Below are 16,944 nucleotides of genomic sequence, written 5' to 3'. Positions count from 1 at the left end.
CGTATGGTTCAAGGAATCTGCTGCGCGAAAGCATCAAAGCTCGAACAACGCTGACGGATTTGTGGGGTTTTTCCAACAAGTTGGAGCGCTTTGGCGATGTAATGATCCGCCTTTGGTGAACCTTCGACGTAACCCGTTTCCGCTAAAAACAGCTCTTTAGCAGCAATACTTTCCCAAGCGTGATTTTGTGTCGACAAGCCAGCCAACATCCACGTTTCGGTCATAAGTGTTGGGATCGCCACCTTTATTTTAGCAGCATATTCGGGCTTCGGCGCAAGCCACTGATCTATGAGATCAGCCAAGATTCTAATTCGGGAATCAACAGTGATTGGATGAGGCAAATTCACCGCATATTTTTCGGCACACTTCTCCGCAATGTCGCCATCTAAGTGAATAACAAGTATGTCAAATACTTCATCACCTTCAAAAAGCGGAGCGCCTAAGAAAGTATCGAGTGTTCTGCCGGTATGATCCTCACACCAAGCAGCCACCTTTGTCCACCCACCATCACCAGCGTTAGAAGTCGCGTCGCCATTTGGCTGCAACCTAGAGCAAGTTACATCCGCAATTCCTGCAGCATTTGCGAGTTCGCGTACCAGAACATCCAAGGCAGGGAAATCGTGAATCCCTTCGCAAACTACACCGACTTTCATCGTTAGAACAAAGCTCCAGGAATCCGACCCTCTAGCAGAAGTTGAGATAGATTTCTACCATTGTGCGTGAGAACCCAGTCATCTTTGCTTACGCCCTTGGGCGGCCTAATAGCCCTAAAAGTAGTTGAACCGACAGGATTCGACGCTTTGTCGTTTCTGTTAGCAGTAAATACTCTATGATCGTCGTTAAATATATCAAAACTATCTAGAGCGGACGGATGGTGAGAAGTCATAAACACCTGCTGCTGGACGCGGTCTCCATGCTTAGTGCAGCTTATATTTACGATATGATCGGTGAGCTGCCTGACCAAGTTGGGATTCAGCGTTCCGTCAACGTTATCAAGGCCGAACATCTTAGGCGCATCGTAATGCGCCAGCAGCGTTGCGACAAATATTAGATACAACGTTCCTTCACTAGCGTCATAAGGACTAAGGAAATTCCTTGTCTTACTCATGAATTTATCTCTGATGTAAATCAGCATACCCTCAGAGTGAACTTGTGGCGGCACTATTGATTCATCAAATGAACGTACTTGGATATTGTCAGCCCAGCCCGGCTTCCAGATTATATTGATAATCTGCATCAGGCGCGTCCTATCGGCAGGATTTTTCCCCATCTGGGCGAGAACATCCTGAAAGGCCTGCGCAAGGCCCGCACCGGTCAGACCGAGGGGTTCATTTACGCGCGAATCAATTGCAACCCCGCGCATGACGGCGGTCTGAGGTGCGTAAATGGCATAATCAGCAATTTGATCTATTTCAGCCCTAAACTCCTTTGAAATATCTAAGAATATCCCAAGAACGTCCCAAATACTTCTATTTGAGTCCAAGTTTGAAAGATTTGCTCGGTTCAATCCACTATTCTTGCCGTATACCCTAGAGCCATTCGGCCCCCTCCCGAATACTTTTTCTTCACCATCATAAAGAGCTTCAGAGTGAAACCCTAAATATGGGCTACTAGTGCCTGACCTGATAGCACATTCGTAACGGCCATGCTCAAACTGAGCGACAAGATGAAACGATTGTGGAAGGCGCTGATTTTTGAAAGCGGACTTGAATAGGTGCGGTAAGGATAGTCTTACGCCACGCAATCCCAGCGCATTTTGGTCAATACCACGAGACAGCGCCGCAGCTAATATACCGAGAACTTCAAGAATATTGGACTTACCAGCTCCATTTGGACCCACGATAAGATTTGCGCGCCCAAAATCTAAGTCCGCACTATAAATAGACTTGAAGCGCTCAACTTTTAGATTCTTCAGCATAAATCAGGATCCGATAAATGGCCTGCCCGTGGGGAGAGTCTGGCAAGCTAGCAACTTGTATCGCAGCTAGGGCCTGCCTTCGAGTCTGCGCAGTTAGTCGGCGTTTCGATAATGGTCAAAGGCTTAGTGCGTAGACTAAGCACACCCACACGTTCTTCCAAACCTCGAAGTTTGGGTAGTCGGCAAAGCGCTCTGCCGGCGCTTCAGCGGAACTCGTCACAACTCATCCAGCGTCTTCTCCCATTCCTCCATCGTCACTCTCCCCCGCAGGGGGCCGAGGAAGAGGTCGAGGCCCTGAGAGATGCGGCGGTCCTGTTCGCGTTCGATGACGGGGTCGAGGCCGGCGGCGCGGAGCTGGTCCTCGAGCGCGGCGATGCGGCGGTCCAGCTGGACGCGGCGGGCCAGTTGGGCGTGGCCCCATTCGGTGTTGGCGCGCTCCAGCTTCTGCTTCGCCTGCCAGTACTGGCCGCGCAATTCCCAATCGCTCTTGTCGCTGGTGTTCATGGCGAAGCGGCGCTCGGCCTCGGCCTCATTGGTCAGGATGTCGAAGACCAGTTGCAGGGGCGCGTTTTTCACTGTCAGGCGGGCGGCGCGGCCGGGGCCGTCGCGGTCGGCCAGTTTGCGATAGGTCTCGGCCAGGGCCGCCAGGGCGCGGGCCTGGGCGAAGTCCTGGGCGTGCAGGGCGCGACCCGAGGCCTGGGCGGCGGCGCGGGCCAGGGCTGCGGGATCATTGGGGTCCTCGGGCGACAGGTCGGCCGCGTCCTGAGGCGACAGGGGCTGGGGCGCGGGCGCCGCGGCCTCGCTGCGCGGATGGCGGGACCAGCCCTCCTTCGTCGCGCGGGCGCGGATGGAGGCCTCGGTCACGTCGTGGCGGGCGGCGACGGTCTTGGCGTCGAGGCCGGACAGATAGTCTTTTCGGACCTGGGTCCAGACCTCGGGCGGTTTGATCTTGTAGCGGCGTTTTTCCATGCGAGCATTATGGGGCGGTCTCTACCCCAGGCCGGAAGAAGGCCGATTTTCGAGGCTAGAGATTTGATTTTCCACATCGCGACATGTCAGGGGTCACGCGCCAGCTGTGCATGAGGCGCGGGTGCGACCGATGATGACGCAGGGGCGTGCGACACCCCTGTCCCATGAGCCAGGGCATACATCGCAAGATCCGGCCGGACGCCGTCTGGGCCGAGGTCAGGAAGGCGTGGGAGGACGGCGAGACCGCGCGATCGGTCGCCGCACGCTATGACGTCGGGGTGCACGCCCTGTGGAAGCGGCGCGAGGCGGAGGGCTGGAAACGGCCCGAGCCGACGCTGGCGCCGATCGAGCCGGCCGAGGGCTGGGACCGGCATATCCAGCAGCGGCGCGACGCCTTTACCGCCCAGCTGGAGGACGCGCGGGCGCTGGCGGAATGTCTGGCGGCGGCGATGACGGACGAGCGGCTGAGCCGGGCGCCGCACTGGCATATTCCGTGGCTGTATCACTGGCGCGCGACGCATCTGGGGCCCGAGGCGACGGCGCGGGACCGGGCGCGGGCGATCGAGATGGGCCAGCCGTGGGCCGAGCGGTTCTGGGACGCGGACGGGGCGCTGAAGCCGCTGGCGTGGCTGGATCTGGAGATGGCGCGGCTGCATCCCGAGGACTGGCGCGCGGCCATCGGCCTGCCCGACGGCCTGCCCGAGGCGGCGACGCGATACGCGCCCTGATGTGTGCGACAGTTGACTTATCGGCGATAAGCGCCCATTTGCGCGGCGTCGCACACTCGCGATCTCCGGCGTCTCCAGCGCGTGTGGGTCCCCTTCGGACCTGTCTGTAGAAGCCGCCGGCCCCTCATATCCATTCGCTGCCCGGACACGCGGGGCGGCGCCCGATCCACCCCGCAGGCCTCCTCCCCGAGGCCCCGTCGGGACTGGCGGTGCGCGGCCCGACGGCGTCATGCCATGGCTGATAGCGCCCTGCCGCTACGCGAAAGATACATTGCTGTGAGCACCACATTCGAATCCATGGGCCTGAACAAGGCCCTGCTGCAGGCCCTGGCCTCGACCGGCTATACCAAGCCGACCCCGATCCAGGAAAAGGCCATCCCCGACGTCATGGCCGGCAAGGACCTGCTGGGCATCGCCCAGACCGGAACCGGCAAGACCGCCGCCTTCGCCCTGCCGATCCTGCATCGCCTGGCCGAAAACCGCATTCCGCCCCGGCCGCGCACGACGCGCGTGCTGGTCCTGAGCCCCACGCGCGAGCTGGCCACCCAGATCGGCGACAGCTTCAAGGCTTACGGCGCCCACTTGGGCTTCCGGGTCGCCGTGATCTTCGGCGGCGTGAAATACGGCGCCCAGGAGCGGGCCCTGCAACAGGGTCTGGACATCCTGATCGCCGCGCCCGGCCGCCTGCTGGACCACATCCAGCAGAAGAACCTGGACCTGTCCTCGACCGAGATCTTCGTGCTGGACGAGGCCGACCAGATGCTGGACCTGGGCTTCATCAAGCCGATCCGCCAGATCGTCTCCAAGATCCCGGCCAAGCGCCAGAACCTCTTCTTCTCGGCGACCATGCCCTCCGAGATCGGCAAGCTGGCGGGCGAACTGCTTAAGGACCCGGTCAAGGTCCAGGTCACGCCGCAGTCGACCACGGTGCAGCGCATCAGCCAGTCGGTCGTCTATATCGAACAGGGCAGGAAGCGCGCCCTGCTGACCGAGATGTTCAGCGATCCCGAATATACGCGCTGCCTGGTCTTCACCAAGACCAAGCACGGCGCCGACAAGGTCGCGGCCTATCTGGAAGCCGGCGGCGTCGAGGCCGGGGCCATCCACGGCAACAAGAGCCAACCCCAGCGTGAACGCACGCTGGAAGCGTTCAAGAAGGGCAAGCTGCGGGTGCTGGTCGCCACCGACATCGCCGCGCGCGGCATCGACGTGGACGGCGTCTCGCACGTCGTGAACTTCGAACTGCCGCACGTGCCGGAAAGCTATGTCCACCGCATCGGCCGCACCGCGCGGGCGGGCAAGGACGGCACCGCCGTCAGCTTCGTCGCCGGCGACGAGATGAAGCTGCTGCGCGACATCGAAAAGGTCACGCGCCAGAAGATCCCGGCCATCGACCGCCGCAACGACAAGGCCCTGGGCCAGCTGGACGCCACCATCATGGCCACCGGCGTGGGCAAGAAGGCGACCCTGCCCGAACGCGAAGGCGGCGAGCGCAACGAAGGCGGACGGGGTGGTCGCGGCCGTCGCAATCCCCACCGCGACGGCGTGCGTCCGGAAGGCGGCGGCCAGCCGCACCGCCAGCGTCGCAACCGTCCGGGCGAAACCCCGGCGGCCCCGCGTCCCGAGCGCGTCTACAACCCCCTGGCCGGCGAGCGCGTGCCCTCCATCAATGACAACGCCAAGCCGGCGGAAGGTCAGATGAAGCGCCGCCCCCGTCGCCGTCCCTCGAACGGCGGCAAGGGCTACGGCGGCGCCGCCAAGGGCTGACCTAGATCCTCCCCCGTTTGCGGGGGAGGGGGACCGCGAAGCGGTGGAGGGGGCGAACGTCGCACGGCACCAAATGTCGGAGATCGAGCCCGTTTCCGCCCCCTCCACCCCGCTTCGCGCGGTCCCCCTTCCCCGCTGCGCGGTGGAGGAATAAAAAAACGGCGGCTCCTGCGAAGGAGCCGCCGTTCTCATGTCAGCCGGGGCTGAGCGGACCTCAGAAGTTCCAGGTCGCGCCCAGGGAGAAGCCGACGCCCGAGCCTTGGGCTTCGCCGCGCAGGTTCGAGATGACCAGGCCGTTGCCATAGACGTCGCGGGTGTCGTTGATCGTCGCGGTGTCGATGTCGATGTAGGTCACGGCGCCGTCGAAGGTCATGTTGCCGATCGTCTTGGATAGACCGGCGGCGTAGAGCCAGCGATCGCCGTCCGGGATACGGGCGGTGCGGTGATCGTCCGGCGTCGGGGTCGGGTCGTAGCCTAGGCCGGCGCGGAAGGTCATGGACGGATCGATCTTGTAGTCGAAGCCGATCGCGCCGGTGGTGACATCGTCATAGTCCTGAACGATGGTGGAGCCGCCGCCGGTGTAGGCGACGCGGATGGCGTCGAACTCGCTCCAGCCGATCTGATTGACCTGGGCGTTCAGGGTCAGGCGATCGTTGACGGCGTAGCGGGCCGAGACGGTGGCGTACCAAGGCGTGGTGAACGACGCGCCGCCATCGGTCGAGACGTTGGCGCCGGCCAGGACGCCAGTCAGGCCCGAGATGTTCACCGAACCTTCCAGCTCGTGCTCGATCTTGGAGCGGTAGGACAGACCCAGGTCCAGCTTGCCGAAGTGCATCTGGGCGCCGGCGTTCCATCCGTAATCCCAGCCGTCGCCTTCCAACTGGTTGCGACCGTCGGTCGACGGCGAAACGACATAGGCCGGCGACAGGACGGCCGGGATCGGCACGTTCGGCAGGGCGGACGACAGGGTCGCCTTGGCGTACTGGGCGTCGAAGCCGACGCCGAGGTCCAGCCAGTCGGTGACCGTCATGGCGGCGACCAGGCTGACGTTGGCCGAGCGCAGTTCCGACGTCAGCGCGTCGTAACGGGCGAAGTCGTCGGGCAGATATTTGGTGGTGAAGTTGTAGGGCGCCTGGACGGCCAGGCCGACATTGAAGCGGTCGCCGATCGGCATGGAGACGGCGAAGTTCGGCACAATGCCGCTTTCGACCACGTCATGCACGTGCGGGTCGCCGTTGACGGGGGCCGAACGGCTGACGACGCCGACGCCCGGAACCGGGACGTTGTAGGTCAGGGTCGAACCGGTGTTGTCGACGTCGGAGTCCAAGATCAGGCCGTGGGCGCCGAGGTAGACTTCGCGCTGGGTGCCAGCGATCGCGGCGGGGTTCCACCACAGCGACTGGACGCCCTTGTCGGCGCCGACGCCGGCGTTGGCGCGACCCTGGCCGCGGGTCGATTGTTCCTGGACATAGAAGGAGCCGGCCATGGCCGGGGCGGCGACGCCGGCCAGCAGGGCGGTCGTCAGGGCGATCCCGCCCATGCGGGCGAAGTTCCTGGAGGTCATTTCATACACCTAAGTCAACGTCGGCCGCATTACGCGCGGTCGATCAGGGGAGGAGCCCTCTCAGCGTTCGCGGCGCGAAAGCGTTGCGGGCAAGGCCCCCATCGGACCGGAAACAGGCGAAACCGTGGCGCCTGAGCCGCACACGATCACGGCTTTGCGAGGTTACGCAGCGGCAACGTCGATGCCCAGATTACGCAGTTCTGCGATCAAATCATGCGCCGCTGCATCGACCTGATCGGCATCGCGGCCACGAATGACCAGCTGAGTTCCCATCTCGCCGACGCTGCCATGGCCGAACGGATAGCTGCCGAAAGACAGGTCACGGCGCTGATTGGCCGCCGCTCGCAACACGTCGGCCACCGCCCCCTCGCCCACGCCAGTGACCTTCAGGGTCTGGGCATGCACGATGGCGCCGGTGCGCAGGCGCGGGGCCACATCCTCCAGCATGGCCTGCATGATCTTGGGCACACCGGCCATGACGAAGACATTGCCGATCTGGAAGCCGGGCGCGTCGGTGACCGGATTGGCGATCAGAACGCCGCCTTCGGGGATGCGCGCCATGCGACGGCGCGCGGCGTTGAATTCGTCGCCATAGCGGCGCGACAGGATGGCCAGCGCGTCGGGATGTTCGGGCAGGGCCACGCCGAAGGCGGCCGCCACGGCGTCGGCGGTGATGTCGTCATGGGTCGGACCGATGCCGCCGGTGGTGAACACATAGTCCCAGCGTGAGCGGAGGGCGTCCAACGCCTCGATGATCCGGCCGTGATCGTCGCTGACGACCCGGGCCTCCATCAGGTCGATCCCCAACGCCGCCAGAAACCGGGCGATGGTGTTGGTGTTGGTGTCCTGGGTCCGGCCCGACAGGATTTCGTCGCCGATGACCAGGACGGCGGCGGTCGGCGCAGAGGCGATTGAGGCGGCGTCGGTCATGCGGGAATCCGGGGGCAGGCTTGAGGTTTCATGCTATAACGCCCATCTGCGGCGAACGGATTGCGCCGTATCCCGCCTTTTGCAGACCGATCGCCCCCATGTACGAAACGCCCGAACTCGAAACCGACGTCCTGGTCCGCTCCAGCGCCATCCGCATCCATGAGGCGGAAGACTTCGAGGGCATGCGCAAGGCCGGCCGTCTGGTCGCCGAGGCGCTGGACATGATCGCGGCGCATGTGAAGCCGGGCGTCCTGACCAGCACGATCGACGATCTGGTGCGCGAGTTCACCCTGGACAACGGCGGCCTGCCCGCCTGCCTGGGCTACAAGGGCTACGAGAAGACCGTCTGCACCTCGATCAACCACGTCGTCTGCCACGGCATTCCCGGCGACCGGGTGCTGAAGGACGGCGACATCGTCAACATCGACCACACCGTGATCGTGGACGGCTGGCACGGCGATTCCAGCCGCATGTATGCGGTGGGCGAGATCAATGCGCGGGCCAGAAAGCTGATCGACGTGACCTATCAGTCGCTGGATCTGGGCCTGGAGCAGGTCAAGCCGGGCAATACGTTCGGCGACATCGGCTATGCGATCCAGAAGTTCGTCGAGGCCCAGCGCATGAGCGTGGTGCGCGACTTCTGCGGCCACGGCATCGGCCGCGTCTTCCACGACAGCCCCAATGTCCTGCACTATGGCCGTCGCGGCGAGGGCGCGGTGCTGAAACCCGGCATGTTCTTCACCGTCGAGCCGATGGTGAACCTGGGCAAGCCGCACGTGAAGGTGTTGTCCGACGGCTGGACCGCCGTGACGCGCGACAAGTCCCTGTCGGCCCAGTGCGAGCACACCATCGGGGTGACCGAAGACGGGCTGGAAATCTTTACGGCGTCTCCGGCGGGGCTGTTCCGACCGAACTGAACCCTTGATCCCCAATCGCAATACGCACAGGTTGCGTTGAGCGGGAGGGATCATGCTCGACGACAAGGCGTCCGAAGTCGGGGACAAGCCCAAGCCGCGCCACAGCGGTCATCGAGACCGGCTGCGTGAGCGGGCGGCGAAAGGAGGCCTGGGCGCCCTGCCCGACTATGAGCTGCTGGAGTTGCTGCTGTTTCGCAGCGTGCCCTACAAGGACACCAAGCCGCTGGCCAAGGATCTGCTGGCGCGGTTCGGAGGGCTGGAGGGGATCGGCGCGGCAAGCCATGAGGCGATCGAGGATCAGGTGGCGCGGTCGATGGGATATGCTGTCGGCAAGGCGACGCGGGCGGTGGCGCTGGACCTTCAGTTGATCTTCGACGTGACGCGGCGGATCGCGAAGGAGCCGACGGCCAAGCGGCCGGTGATCTCGTCCTGGACGGCGCTGCTGGCCTATGTCCGCGTCGCCTTGCAGCACGAGCCGCGCGAGCAATTCCGGGTGCTGTATCTGGACAAGAAGAACCAGCTGATCCTGGACGAGGTGCAGAACCGCGGCACGGTCGATCATGCGCCGGTCTATCCGCGCGAGGTCGTGCGGCGCGCGCTGGAGCTGTCGGCCAGCGCCCTGATCCTGGTGCACAACCATCCGTCGGGCGATCCCACCCCCAGCCGCCCCGACATCGAGATCACGAAACAGGTTGTGCAGGCCGGCCGCGCCCTTAACGTCGAGGTTCACGACCATCTGGTCGTCGGCCGCGACGGGGTGGCCAGCTTCAAGCAACTGGGCCTGATGTGAACGACAGGATTCTGACGACCGAGCGGCTGGTGATGAGCCCCGTCTCGACACAGGATTTCGACGATCTGCTGACGCTGTGGTCCGATGAGGATTTCACGCGCCACATCATGGGCCGGGCGCTGGGCCGCGAGGAGGTGTGGTTCCGGCTGCTGCGCGATCTCGGCCATTGGGCGGCGACGGGCCATGGCAACTGGACGATCCGGCTGCGGGACGACGGAACCTATCTGGGCAGCGTCGGGGTGTTCGACTATCGCCGCGAGCTGGAGCCGCCGTTCGACGCGCCGGAGCTGGGTTGGGGCGTGGCGCCGGGGTTTCAGGGGCGGGGCTATGCGGCCGAGGCGCTAACGGCGGCCCTGGACTGGACCGACCGGAGGCTGGAGGGGCGAACCGTCTGCATGATCGCGCCCGAGAACCTGGCCTCGCTGAAGCTGGCGGCGCGGGTCGGTTATCGCCCCTATGCGAGTGCGACCTACAAAGATCATCCGGTGCAGCTGTTCGAACGGCAGCGCTACGGAGCGTAGGCCGCCATTAAGGATTACCGGGCAAACTGGCGTCCAACGAAGTGTGAGTGCCCGCCATGCCCATGTCCGTGGAAACGCTGCGCCAGCATCTGGTCGACGCCTTCGCCGACGCCGAGATCGAGATCGAGGATCTGGCGGGCGACGGCGACCACTATCGCGCGCGGATCGTGTCCAGCGCCTTCGCCGGTCTGCCGCGCGTGCGTCAGCACCAGATGGTCTATGCCGCGCTGAAGGGTCAGATGGGCGGCGAACTGCACGCCCTGGCGCTGGAGACCTCCGCGCCGGCCAAGGAGGGCTGAAGGCCATGCGCTATCGCCCCTTCGGCGTCTCCGGCTCCGCCATCTCGAACCTGACGCTGAGTTTCGGCGCCGGCGTGCTGAAGCGCGGGCGCGAGGCCGGGCTGGACCTGCTGTATTCGGCGCTGGAAGCGGGGGTGAACAGCTATCGGCTGGAGACCGCCGACCCGGTGGCGGCCGAAGTGCTGGGCGAGGCCCTGTCGCATGTGGATCGCAAGCTGGTCTATGTCAGCCTGACGCTGGGCGCCGGCGACGGTCGCGACCAGCAGCGCGACTTCTCCGCACAAGGCATGACGGCGGCCATCGATCGGGTGCTGCACTTCTCGGGCCTGGGCTGGATCGACGTTGCGGTGCTGCACGAGCCGGGCGAGACCGAACTGGCGCAATCGTCGCTCAGCGCGCTGAAGGCCATGCGCGCCACCGGACGGATCAAGCTTTTGGGCATCGCCGGCGGCGGCGACGTGATGGACGCCTATGTGTCGACAGGGGCGTTCGACGCCCTGCTGACGCCGTTCGACATCAACGCCGACTGGAAGATCCGAAACCGCATCCGCTCGGCGCGCGAGCAGGACATGGCGGTCTTCGCCTATGACTTCTACGCCGACCGGCGCGCGCGGGCGCCCGATGCGCCGATCTTCAAAAAGGGGCTGTTCGGCTTCGGCAAGGACAAGCGTCCCGTCGATACGCCCAAGAAGGACGCCTTCGGTTTCCTGTACCGCACCCAGAACTGGACGGCCGAGGCGATCTGCCTGTCCTACGTGCTGACAGACCCGTCGGTGTCCAGCGTGATCGTCACTCCGACCGACACCGATCGGCTGGCGACACTGGCCGCGGCGCCCGAGAGGGACATGCCGCCGGGCCTGGCCGCGCAGATCGAGATGGCGCGCGTCTTGGCCAATCAGGCGGCCTGACCGTCCTTCCCGGCTGTGCAGAACGTCGAGGACGCCTTGACCGCGACCGTTCGGCTCCCTAGCTGACGGGCTTCACGAAAGGCCCGCATCCGTGACCGACACCGCCCAAGCCGCCGATCCCGTCCACGCCTTCATCGGCGAAACCGTCGCCCAGAACGACGTGGTTCTGTTCATGAAGGGCACGCCGGACCAGCCGCGCTGCGGCTTCTCCTCCCTGGCGGTGCAGATCCTGGATCATGTCGGCGCCGGCTTCGTGGGCGTGGACGTGCTGCAGGACGAAGCCCTGCGCGAAGGCATCAAGAGCTTCACCGACTGGCCCACCATTCCGCAGCTGTATGTGAAGGGCGAGTTCGTGGGCGGATCGGACATCATCCGCGAGATGTTCCAGGCCGGCGAACTTCAGGCCCTGATGGTCGAGAAGGGCGTGCCGCTCGGCGAGACCTGATGGCCAGGAAGACCCTCACGCCGCGCGAAGACCGCGAGGTCTTCGTCGTGCCGCTGGACGTGCGGCCCGAGCACATCGACGCCAACGGCCACGTCAACAACGTCGTCTATGTCGGCTGGCTGCAAGATGCGGGCACGGCCCACTGGAACGCGCGCTTCGACGAGGCGACGCGGGCGAAATGGTCGTGGGTCGCGACCCGGCATGAGATCGACTATCTGCGCGGCATCGCGCCGGGCGCCGAGGGCGTGGTCGCCCGCACCTGGGTCGGCGATCCGCAGGGACCGCGCTTCACCCGCTACGTCCGCATCGAGGACGCCCAAGGTCGCGTCTGCGCCCAGGGCGTCACCGAATGGGTGCTGGTGGACGCTGCGACCCTGAGGCCGCAGCGCATTCCGCCAGACATGCTGGTCGTATTCGAGACGCCTACTTCAGCGGATTGAGGATGCGGGCCGCCGTGCCGGGCTCCAGGCCCAGGTCGGCATAGGTCCAGCGCAGTTCGACGCCGTCCGGGACCAGGGCCTTGCACAGGTCCTGTTTGGTGCGGCGAAGCGTGATCTCGACCGGCGCGCCATCCGATACCGACACCTCGAAATCCGACGCCTGGGTGCAGCCGTTGGAATCGACGCGCGCGACCAAGGCGCCGTCGGCGAACCGGGCTTCGCGGATGGCCTCGGCCGGCGGGGCGTCGTCGCGGCGCAGGTTCACCGAGACGTTCTCGCCCGCATCGCTGTCATAGATGACGCAGGCCGACAGCAGCGGTGCGACCAGGGCCGCGACCACCAGACCTTTGACCAGGCCGCGCATCACTGGCCCGAGGCCGGCGCGGTGATGACGCGCGTGGTCGGCTTTTCGGTCGAGACGATGATGCAGCCCGACAGCAGCGGCGCGGCGATGGCGATGGCGAGAGCGAGACGAAGCATTGGTGTGTTCCCCAGTTGAAGCTTGACCCTTTTGTGCCGCGTGGGCCGGGCGCGCACACGTGAATAATCGGAAAGCTGGGTGAACAATCGGAAAGGATCGGGGTTGAACGTGACCGCAACCGCCATAGCTACAGGCCCCCTCCCCTCCCACGGATCACCTTTCATGAGCCAACTGTTCTCGCCCCGCGCCGTCGGCCCCCTGACGCTGAAGAACCGCGTCGCCATCGCGCCCATGTGCCAGTATTCGGCCATCGACGGCGTGCCCCAGCCCTGGCACGTGCAGCATCTGGGACGACTGGCGATCTCCGGCGCGGGACTGGTCATCGTCGAGGCGACGGGGGTCGAGGCGGCGGGACGGATCACGCCGGACGACACCGGCCTGTGGAACGACGCCCAGGAAGAGGCCTTCGCCCGGATCATCCGCGACATCCGCACCTACAGCGACACAGCCATCGGCATCCAACTGGCCCACGCCGGACGCAAGGCCTCAACCAGCGCGCCGTGGAAGGGCGGCGGCGCCCTGGAGGCCGAAGACGGCGCGTGGGAAACCTTCAGCGCCTCGGCCGAACCGTTCAAGGATGACTGGCACACGCCGACCGCCATGACCCCGGCCGACATGGACCGCGTGGTCGCTACGTTCGAAGACGCCGCGCGGCGGGCGGATCGGGCCGGGTTCGACCTGGTCGAACTGCACGCCGCCCACGGCTATCTGCTGACCCAGTTCCTGTCGCCGGCATCCAACCACCGCACCGACGAGTTCGGCGGATCCTATGAGAACCGGGCACGCTTCCCGCTGCGGGTCGCCCAGGCCCTGCGCGACGCCTGGCCCCGGACCAAGGCGTTGGGCGTGCGCTTCAACGGCTCGGACTGGGTCGAGGGCGGCATCGCCTTGGACGAGGTGACGGCCTTTGGTCAGGCGCTGCACGACATGGGCTATGACTATCTGCACCTGACGTCGGGCGGGAACGTCGCGCAGGCGAAGATTCCGGGCGGCGAGCCGGGCTATCAGTTGCGGTTCGCCCAGGCCGTGAAGGCGGCGACGCCTGAAGCCAATGTGATGGCCGTCGGCATGATCTTCGATCCGCAGCAGGCCGAGGAGATCGTGGCGTCCGGTCAGGCCGACTTCATCGCCATCGCGCGCGCGGCGCTGGACGATCCGCACTGGGCGCACCATGCGGCCGTCGCCCTGGGAGAGGAGGAAGGCTTGCCGGTCCAGTATCGCGGCGCCGGCAAGGGGGTTTGGCCCGCCTATGATCGCGTCAACAGCCCGACCTGATCAGGCGGCCTTTTCCATCGACGGATCGACGGCCCACAGAACGCGTGCGGCGGCTTGAACCTCGGCATCGGCCGTCTTTTGCGGGCGGCCGAGCAGATAACCCTGAACCTCGTCACAGCCCTGGTCGCGCAGGAAGGCCAACTGCTCCAGCGTCTCGACGCCCTCAGCCAGGACGGGGATATGCAGGCTCTCGCCCAGGGCCAGGACGGCGCGAATGATGGCGGCCGACTGAGGTCCGCCGTCCAGTTCGGACATGAAGGAGCGATCCAGCTTGATCTTGTCGAACGGGAAGGCGCGCAGGGTCGATAGGGACGAATAGCCGGTGCCGAAGTCGTCCATCGCGATGGAGACGCCCAGCAGCTTCAGCTGGCGCAGGACGTGGGTCGTGCGCTCCATGTCGGTGATCATGGCCGTCTCGGTGATCTCCAGCTCCAGCCGCGACGGCGACAGGCCGGTCTCGACCAGCACCTGATGCACCAGGCGCGGCAGGTCGACGTGACCCAGTTGGACCGGCGACAGGTTGACGGCGATCTTGTGCGGTTCGGTCCAGCTGGCGGCCTCGGCGCAGGCGGTGCGCAGCACCCATTCGCCGATCGGCAGGATCAGGCCGTTCTCTTCGGCCAGAGGAATGAAATCGGCCGGCGAGATGAAGGTCCCGTCCGGCTGGATCCAGCGCAGCAGCACCTCATAGCCGGTGATGTCGCCGGTATCGACGGCGGCCTGCAGCTGCCAGTTCAGGCTGAACTGGCCCTGATCCAGAGCTTCGCGCATCTGCTGGGCCATGCGACGGCGATTGCGCACCGCCTCGTCCATCTCCTCCTCGTAGAAGCAGACGTCGGTCCCCAGCGAAGCCTTGGCGCGGTACATGGCCAGGTCTGCGTCATTGATCAGGGCGGACGGGTCGTGGGCGTCGTCAGGCCAGATCGCGATGCCGGTGCTGAGGCCGCAGGCGACCTCGGCATGGTCCAGCACCACCGGCGTGGTGACGGCGTCGCGCAGGCGCGCGACCAGATCCAGAGCATCGTCCTTGTGCTGGATCGGCACGACGGCGACGAACTCGTCCCCGCCCAGGCGCGCGATGAACTCGTCGTGGCGCAGGCAGCCGCGCATCCTTTCGGCGATCTGGATCAGCAGCTGGTCGCCGGCGGCATGGCCGTGAACGTCGTTGACCTCCTTGAACCGGTCCAGGTCCATGGCCAAAAGGGCCACCTTGTTCGAAACGGTCAGGTCGGCGGTCTGGCGCGTCAGCCATTCCAGGAAGGATGAGCGGTTGGGCAGGCCGGTCAAGCTGTCGTTGCGCGCCAGATGGGCGATGCGACGCTCCTGCGCCTGACGCATGCGCAGGTCGCGCACGGCGTAGATCATGACGTGATCCACACCGCAGTCGCGGCGTACGGCGATCTCGACGGGGATGTCCGCGCCGCCCTCGGCGACCAGTTTGGACTGGCTGAGGCCGTTGACCGCCAGATCGGCGACGCCGGCGATCCAGCGCGACAGCGGCTCGCCGACCAGGGTGTGGTGGGGGACGCCCGCCAGATCGGCGAAGGCGGCGTTGGCGGCCAGGATGACGCCGTCCTGTTCGACCACCATGCCATCGACGCTGCCCTCGATCAGATGATCCAGGCGCGCCTTGGCCTGAACCCGGGACTGCACGTCCAGGGCGTGGCTGGCGACGCCGGTGCCCAGCATCATCAGGCCGACAGCGGCGACGGCGAAGGCCAGCACCAGATTGGTCGATCCGACAGCGCCCATATCCACCAGCGCGCCGACCGGCACGATCGTCATGGCGGCCATGCCGGTGAAGTGCAGAGCCACGATGCCCAGGACCATCAGCACGACCGGAACGACCTTGCCGGACTGCCGGGCGCGATTGAACGCCAGGGCGCCCAGGACGACCGCCCCCGCCACCGATGCCGCGACATAGCCGGCCGACCAGTGGATGACGGCGTCGGTCGCAAAGGCCGCCATGCCGGTATAGTGCATGGCCACCACGGTCAGGCCGAACAGCACGCCGCCGATCTCGGCCGAGGCAGGCATCCGGCGCGAGGCCACCCACAGCGCCAGCGCGCTGCCGGCGATGGCGACACCCAGGGACAAGCCGGTCAGCACGGGGCCGTAGCTGATGGTGACGCCGGGCTCATAGGCGATCATCGCCACGAAATGTGTGCACCAGATCGTCGCCCCGGTCGCCACCGCCCCCATGAAGGCCCAGGCCAAACGCGTGCCCTTTTCGGCGGCGCGCAGGCGGCGATACAGGCGGAAGGTGATGATCGAACCGATCAGGCACAGGCCGGCGGCCAACGCGACGAGCCAGAGATTATGGTCGTCGGTCAGGCAGGTGAGAAAGCGCATGAAGCTACAGACCTTGGGGGGACGGTCTGTCGTCGTAGCGGACGTTGCTTAATCAGACGCGCTCGAACAGGCTTAACGAAACGCTACGGCCGTTTTCAGGAGCGGGGCATCTGATAGGGGTTGTTGACGCTGACGGGCGAGCCGGGCGTCAGGCCCAGCTCCTCGAACGACCACTTCAGCTCGACGCCCTGGACAAGGTCCTGCTTGCACTTGTCCTCGTCGATGCGGCGCAGGGTGATGACGGCGCTGCCGCCCTGCAGGCTGACGATCGGGATCAGGTCTTCCTTGGCGGTGCAGCCGTTCGAACTGACCCAGAAGACGGCCTGATCCTTGGTGAAGGCGGCGGCATGGATCGGCTCCAGCGCGCCGGGCATGCCCGCGGTGGAGACGGTGGGCTCGCCGCGGCTGGCGCAGGCGGCCAGGCCCGCCGATGCGGCGGCGATCAAAGCCAAGCGTTTCATGATGGAGTCGCGCAACTGACGACCTCCCCTGCCTCAAAGCCTGAACCGGCCGAGAATGCGCCTGTTCGCCCCGGGAGGGAACAGGATAAAAAAACGAAAGGCCCCGGACGAATCCGAGGCCCTCCAAACTGAACACTTCAAAGGGACCGCCACGGGGCTCAAGCAGCCCAAAGGGCGAT

Annotated in this window: 18 protein-coding genes; 10 read left to right on the top strand and 8 right to left on the bottom strand. The window is 65.1% G+C overall.

The window, feature by feature from the left end; genetic code table 11:
* Positions 1–8: 8 nt before the first annotated feature.
* From ABIB58_RS04510 to ABIB58_RS04500, 3 genes are all read right to left on the bottom strand, one after another.
* The gene (locus ABIB58_RS04510) at positions 9–653 is read right to left on the bottom strand and encodes a hypothetical protein (protein ID WP_354039299.1); all 645 of its coding nucleotides are present in this window, start codon (positions 651–653) and stop codon (positions 9–11) included.
* A gap of 2 nt (positions 654–655) precedes the next feature.
* Positions 656–1,918, bottom strand: a complete 1,263-nt coding sequence (locus ABIB58_RS04505; protein WP_354039297.1) for an AAA family ATPase — start codon at positions 1,916–1,918, stop codon at positions 656–658.
* 216 nt (positions 1,919–2,134) lie between these two features.
* Complete coding sequence (locus tag ABIB58_RS04500; protein WP_354039295.1) at positions 2,135–2,887, bottom strand: hypothetical protein; 753 nt, start codon at positions 2,885–2,887, stop codon at positions 2,135–2,137.
* A gap of 164 nt (positions 2,888–3,051) precedes the next feature.
* Here ABIB58_RS04500 and ABIB58_RS04495 point away from each other — a divergent pair, with 164 nt between their 5' ends.
* Both ABIB58_RS04495 and ABIB58_RS04490 read left to right on the top strand, forming a co-directional pair.
* A complete protein-coding gene (locus ABIB58_RS04495; protein ID WP_354039293.1) occupies positions 3,052–3,615 on the top strand; it encodes a hypothetical protein in 564 nt (187 codons plus the stop codon).
* Between the two features lie 276 nt (positions 3,616–3,891).
* On the top strand, positions 3,892–5,382 hold the full coding sequence (locus ABIB58_RS04490) for a DEAD/DEAH box helicase (RefSeq protein ID WP_354039291.1): 1,491 nt from the start codon (positions 3,892–3,894) through the stop codon (positions 5,380–5,382).
* 214 nt (positions 5,383–5,596) lie between these two features.
* Here the strand turns inward: ABIB58_RS04490 and ABIB58_RS04485 are convergent, their stop codons facing one another.
* Positions 5,597–6,946: an OmpP1/FadL family transporter gene (locus tag ABIB58_RS04485; protein ID WP_045809896.1), complete on the bottom strand. Its 1,350-nt coding sequence runs from the start codon at positions 6,944–6,946 to the stop codon at positions 5,597–5,599.
* Positions 6,947–7,108: 162 nt separating this feature from the next.
* Entirely contained in the window at positions 7,109–7,876 is a 768-nt protein-coding gene (locus tag ABIB58_RS04480) for a competence/damage-inducible protein A (RefSeq protein ID WP_045809811.1), read from the bottom strand.
* Positions 7,877–7,974: 98 nt separating this feature from the next.
* Here ABIB58_RS04480 and map point away from each other — a divergent pair, with 98 nt between their 5' ends.
* The 7 genes from map (at position 7,975) to ABIB58_RS04445 (ending at position 12,196) form a co-directional block, all read left to right on the top strand.
* The gene (map, locus tag ABIB58_RS04475; RefSeq protein WP_045809810.1) at positions 7,975–8,793 is read left to right on the top strand and encodes a type I methionyl aminopeptidase; all 819 of its coding nucleotides are present in this window, start codon (positions 7,975–7,977) and stop codon (positions 8,791–8,793) included.
* A 52-nt stretch (positions 8,794–8,845) separates the two neighbouring features.
* On the top strand, positions 8,846–9,583 hold the full coding sequence (gene radC, locus ABIB58_RS04470; protein WP_045809809.1) for a RadC family protein: 738 nt from the start codon (positions 8,846–8,848) through the stop codon (positions 9,581–9,583).
* Entirely contained in the window at positions 9,580–10,104 is a 525-nt protein-coding gene (locus tag ABIB58_RS04465; protein WP_082064340.1) for a GNAT family N-acetyltransferase, read from the top strand. The genes radC and ABIB58_RS04465 overlap by 4 nt, the downstream gene beginning before the upstream one ends.
* A gap of 56 nt (positions 10,105–10,160) precedes the next feature.
* Positions 10,161–10,403: a BolA family protein gene (locus ABIB58_RS04460; protein WP_045809808.1), complete on the top strand. Its 243-nt coding sequence runs from the start codon at positions 10,161–10,163 to the stop codon at positions 10,401–10,403.
* A 5-nt stretch (positions 10,404–10,408) separates the two neighbouring features.
* Positions 10,409–11,311, top strand: a complete 903-nt coding sequence (locus tag ABIB58_RS04455; RefSeq protein ID WP_185225373.1) for an aldo-keto reductase family protein — start codon at positions 10,409–10,411, stop codon at positions 11,309–11,311.
* Positions 11,312–11,402: 91 nt separating this feature from the next.
* The gene (gene grxD, locus ABIB58_RS04450) at positions 11,403–11,756 is read left to right on the top strand and encodes a Grx4 family monothiol glutaredoxin (RefSeq protein WP_185225374.1); all 354 of its coding nucleotides are present in this window, start codon (positions 11,403–11,405) and stop codon (positions 11,754–11,756) included.
* Positions 11,756–12,196 carry an acyl-CoA thioesterase gene (locus ABIB58_RS04445; RefSeq protein ID WP_153925945.1) on the top strand — a complete coding sequence of 147 codons (441 nt, stop codon included), beginning with the start codon at positions 11,756–11,758 and terminating at the stop codon, positions 12,194–12,196. The genes grxD and ABIB58_RS04445 overlap by 1 nt, the downstream gene beginning before the upstream one ends.
* Here the strand turns inward: ABIB58_RS04445 and ABIB58_RS04440 are convergent.
* Complete coding sequence (locus ABIB58_RS04440; protein WP_205196280.1) at positions 12,180–12,560, bottom strand: hypothetical protein; 381 nt, start codon at positions 12,558–12,560, stop codon at positions 12,180–12,182. The genes ABIB58_RS04445 and ABIB58_RS04440 overlap by 17 nt on opposite strands.
* A 279-nt stretch (positions 12,561–12,839) precedes the next feature.
* Here ABIB58_RS04440 and ABIB58_RS04435 point away from each other — a divergent pair, with 279 nt between their 5' ends.
* Entirely contained in the window at positions 12,840–13,952 is a 1,113-nt protein-coding gene (locus ABIB58_RS04435; RefSeq protein WP_354039285.1) for an NADH:flavin oxidoreductase/NADH oxidase, read from the top strand.
* Here ABIB58_RS04435 and ABIB58_RS04430 read toward each other — a convergent pair whose 3' ends face one another.
* Positions 13,953–16,304 carry a bifunctional diguanylate cyclase/phosphodiesterase gene (locus ABIB58_RS04430; RefSeq protein WP_354039283.1) on the bottom strand — a complete coding sequence of 784 codons (2,352 nt, stop codon included), beginning with the start codon at positions 16,302–16,304 and terminating at the stop codon, positions 13,953–13,955. It abuts the gene before it with no gap.
* Positions 16,305–16,399: 95 nt separating this feature from the next.
* The gene (locus tag ABIB58_RS04425; protein WP_082464942.1) at positions 16,400–16,780 is read right to left on the bottom strand and encodes a hypothetical protein; all 381 of its coding nucleotides are present in this window, start codon (positions 16,778–16,780) and stop codon (positions 16,400–16,402) included.
* Between the last annotated feature and the right edge of the window lie 164 nt (positions 16,781–16,944).

Source organism: Brevundimonas sp. UYEF29 (assembly GCF_040546195.1).
GTDB classification, from domain to species: domain Bacteria; phylum Pseudomonadota; class Alphaproteobacteria; order Caulobacterales; family Caulobacteraceae; genus Brevundimonas; species Brevundimonas huaxiensis.
This window is presented reverse-complemented; position numbering and strand designations above follow the sequence as displayed.